Origin of the sequence: Mesorhizobium sp. M7A.F.Ca.US.005.03.2.1, from assembly GCF_003997795.1 — a bacterium.
Taxonomy (GTDB): domain Bacteria; phylum Pseudomonadota; class Alphaproteobacteria; order Rhizobiales; family Rhizobiaceae; genus Mesorhizobium; species Mesorhizobium ciceri.
In genome coordinates, this window is sequence record NZ_RZRP01000620.1 from 1 (window position 1) to 3,826 (window position 3,826).

At 62.2% G+C, this 3,826-nt stretch carries 3 protein-coding genes and 1 pseudogene; 3 read left to right on the top strand and 1 reads right to left on the bottom strand.

What is annotated here, in order from left to right:
- A partial coding sequence (locus EN991_RS26905; RefSeq protein WP_127369900.1) for an ATP-binding cassette domain-containing protein occupies positions 1–460 on the bottom strand: 460 nt, incomplete at its 3' end.
- A gap of 290 nt (positions 461–750) precedes the next feature.
- Between EN991_RS26905 and EN991_RS26910 the strand changes: the two genes are divergently transcribed.
- The 3 genes and pseudogenes from EN991_RS26910 to EN991_RS41125 form a co-directional block, all read left to right on the top strand.
- Complete coding sequence (locus EN991_RS26910) at positions 751–2,415, top strand: sugar ABC transporter substrate-binding protein (protein WP_013532183.1); 1,665 nt, start codon at positions 751–753, stop codon at positions 2,413–2,415.
- A gap of 88 nt (positions 2,416–2,503) precedes the next feature.
- Complete coding sequence (locus tag EN991_RS26915) at positions 2,504–3,625, top strand: sugar ABC transporter permease (protein ID WP_127369901.1); 1,122 nt, start codon at positions 2,504–2,506, stop codon at positions 3,623–3,625.
- 26 nt (positions 3,626–3,651) lie between these two features.
- A pseudogene (locus EN991_RS41125) lies at positions 3,652–3,826 on the top strand (carbohydrate ABC transporter permease); the annotation flags it as partial.

A 3,826-nucleotide genomic window follows, 5' to 3' on the forward strand; every position in this document is an offset into this window, starting at 1 on the left:
CCTGCGGATTGCGCACGATGGCGCGGCCCATGGCCACGCGCTGGCGCTGGCCGCCGGAAAGCTGGCGGGGATAGCGCTTCAGATAGGGATTGAGGTCGAGGATGTCGGCGGCGCGCTTGACCCGCTCGGCGACCACGGCCGGATCGGTTTTCCTGAGCTTGAGCGCGAAGGCCATGTTCTGCTCGACCGTCTTATGCGGATAGAGCGCATAGTTCTGGAACACCATGGCGATGTCGCGCTTGGCCGGCGGCAGATGATTGACGACGCGGTCGCCGATGGCGATCGTGCCGGCGGAGACGGTCTCCAGCCCGGCCACCATCCTGAGCAGCGTGGACTTGCCGCAACCCGAGGGGCCAACCAGCACCACGAACTGTCCGTCCGATATATCGACGCTGACTTCGTGCAGAACCTTGACCGTTCCAAAGGCCTTGGCCACCTTGCTGATCGCGACTTGCGCCATGTCTCCCCCATCGGCTCCATTAGCCGTAGGCGCAGAAGCTAACCAACGCGACCTGCCAGGGCAAGTCGGTCCCTTATAGATAAAAACCAGCTCTCGTTGACACGGCGTTGGGTTGTGAGAATAGTGGCAGGCGCTGGTCAAAAATGTCGGTGCCCGATCCGCAATCGGAACCTCAATCGACGCAGGGTGGGGTCCTGCCTAATTCGTTTCCGAAACGGGAGCATCGTTGGCGCTCCGGCGTCCGACAGTTGGCCGATTTATTCACACTGATGTTCTGGGAGGAATAGGCGATGAGAACGGGTCTTTACGACAAACTGGTTCGAGCCGGCGCCACAAGGCGCGACATATTGAAGGGTGCGGCAAGCATGGCCGCGATCGCAGCCGCATCCGGCGCCGGACTTGGCGCCTTGACGCGCCCGGCCTCCGCGGCAAGCGAATTGCGCACAAAAATCCTGCAGATCCCCGGCGTCGGCAAAGGCCAGCCGACGGACGCCGATTTCCAGAAGGTCGGTGAACTCTGCCTCGAAGCCACCAAGGCCAATGTCAAGGAAGGCGAATTCGCCGGCGTCGAGCTGACCTTCATGGGTCTCAACAACCAGAACCTGCACAATGTGCTGTTCCGCGGCTTCCTGAAGCCATGGGAGACCTATACCGGCGCCAAGATCAACTGGATCGACCTGGCGCAGGCCGACTACAACGCCCGCCTGCAGCAGTCGATCGCGACCGGGACCGTCGACTTCGACATCATCGAAATGGGCGCGCCGTTCGAAGGCGATGTCTGCGGCAAGGGCCTGACGTCGGAAATGCCCGACTGGGTCAAGACCCAGATCGATTTCGACGATCTGGTCAGCTATCTGAAGCCGCCGGTCGGCACCTGGGACGGCAAGCAATACCGCGTGACCGTCGACGGCGACGCGCACAACTTCAACTACCGCACCGACGTGTTCGCCGATGCCGACCTCGCCAAGGCCTGGAAGGACGGCGGCGGCGAAGGTGAATGGGGCGTGCCGAAGACCTGGCAGCAGGTTCAGGCGGTGACCAAGTTCCTGAAGGGCAAGAAGCTCAAGGACCAGGACGTCTATGGCTATCTCGACGCGCCGAAGCCCTGGGGCGGCTTCGGCTTCTATTTCCTTGGCAGCCGCGCCACCGCCTATGCCAAGCACCCCGACGACAAGGCCTGGCTGTTCGACGCCGACACGATGAAGCCGCGCGTCAACAATCCGGCCTGGGTGCGCGCAATCCAGGACGTCATCGACGCGCTGCCCTCCGAACCCGCCGACCAGATCAACGCCGATCCGAACACGACCGCCTTCCAGCAGTTCCTGGCCGGCACCGGCTCGATGGTCACCTGGTGGGGCGACGTCGGCTCCAACGTCAAGACCAACGACTCTTCCGTCGTCGGCGACGTCACCGGCTTCTCGATCCTGCCGGGCTCGGACGATGTCTACAATGCGAAGACCGGCGCCTGGGACAAGCTCGCCAGCGGCCCGAACTATGCGCCCAACTGCGCCTATCTCGGTTGGGGCGTCTATGTCATGGCCCGCGTCGATGCCGACGAAAAGAAGAAGAAGGCGGCATGGTCCGCTGCAGCCCATCTCGGCGGCAAGGACCTGTCGATCTGGACGGCGATGTATCCGTCGGGCTTCCAGCCTTACCGCAACTCGCATTTCGACATTCCCGAATGGGTGGCGGCCGGCTACGACGAGGCCTTCATCACCTCCTACCTCAAATCGGAATCCGACAGCTACAACCATCCGAACGCGGCGATCGAGCCACGCATCCCCGGCATCTTCCAGTACTACAGCGCCGCCGAGGACATCCTGGCCAACACTTTCGCGGGCAAGATGAAGGCGCAGGAAGGCGCCGACGCCATCGCGGCGGCATGGGAGAAGCTGACCGACCAGATCGGCCGCGACAACCAGATCAAGCTCTACAAAGCTTCGCTCGGCATGTAGGCTGGCCTATGAACCGTGGTCCGGCGGCAACGCCGGACCACTTTAGACAGGCTCCGGCTCCTCGAGAGCCTTCAAACGGGCGAGATTTGTGGCTGACCAGACATCGACCGCGAACCCGTGGCCGGCAGATGCCGGCACTTCCGATCTGATCTCTCCAGGCCGTAAACGCCTTGGCTGGGCGCTGATGGCCGCTGCGACGCTTGGCCTGCTGGCGACGATCGTGCTGGAGATCCTCTACAAGGGTAGCCCCGATACGATCGGCTTCGAGACCTGGCGCCCCGTCGTCTATGCCTATGTTCTGTGGGGCGTGGCGATCGGTGTCGGCCAGGTGCTGACGCGCGGCGAAGACGGCCAGCGTGCCCTGTTCCTGCTGCCGGCGCTGCTGTTCACCATCGCCATGGTGATCTTCCCGACGCTGTTCGGTTTCTACATCGCGCTCACCGACTGGAACCTCAGTTCCTTCAGCGGCCGCCGGTTCAACGGGCTCGACAATTTCTGGCAGATGCTGGGCGATCCCTACTACCGCAACGCGCTGTTCAACATGGTGCTCTACGTGCTGGCGGTGGCGGTCGAATATGTCATTGCCTTCGGCTTGGCGCTGCTCCTCAATGCCCAGATCCGGGCGCGAAAATTCTTCCGCGTCGTCTTCCTGATGCCGCTGATGCTGTCGCCGGTCGCGGTGTCGTGGATGATCGGCAAATCGCTGATGGAATACAGGTTCGGACCGGCCGCAACGCTGGCGCGCCATCTCGGTTGGGAAAATCCCGCCTTCTTCTCCGATCCGATCATCGCGCGCATATCGATCATGATACTGGATGCCTGGACCTTCATTCCGTTCATGATGATCATGCTGCTGGCCGGGCTGCAGGCGATGTCGCGCGAGGTGCTCGAAGCCGCACGCGTCGACGGCGCCAATGCGTGGCAGACCTTCTGGCAGGTCACCTTCCCGCTGATGCTGCCGGTGTCGGTGACGGCGGTGGTCCTGCGCATCATCTTCAAGCTGAAGCTTGCCGACATCATCATCACCGTGACGTCCGGCGGCCCCGGCGGCGCCACCGATTCCGTGTCGAGCTTCATCTACCGCGAATACCGCGACCGCTCGAATGTCGGCTACGGAACCATGCTGGCGATGGCCTATCTGGTGATCATCGTCGTGTTCGTCACGTGGTTGTTGAAATTTGCCAACCGTTTTGTCCGCAATGTCAATTAAAGCAAGATGGGGGTGAATTGAGCCCGATGAGCGTTCAGACCACCGAATATGTCGCCTCGGAGATCCGCTCGCCGGCGAGCTTCCTCGCCAGCCGCGTCTTCATCTATGGCGCGCTGGCCTTCTGGGCGTTCATCTGCCTGTTCCCGATCTATTGGACGATCACGACCTCGTTCAAGACCGCAGTCGACGTCACGCAAGGCC

Coding starts and splice junctions, on each gene's coding strand:
- EN991_RS26910 (WP_013532183.1), top strand. CDS start 751: ATGAGAACGGGTCTTTACGACAAACTGGTTCGAGCCGGCGCCACAAGG.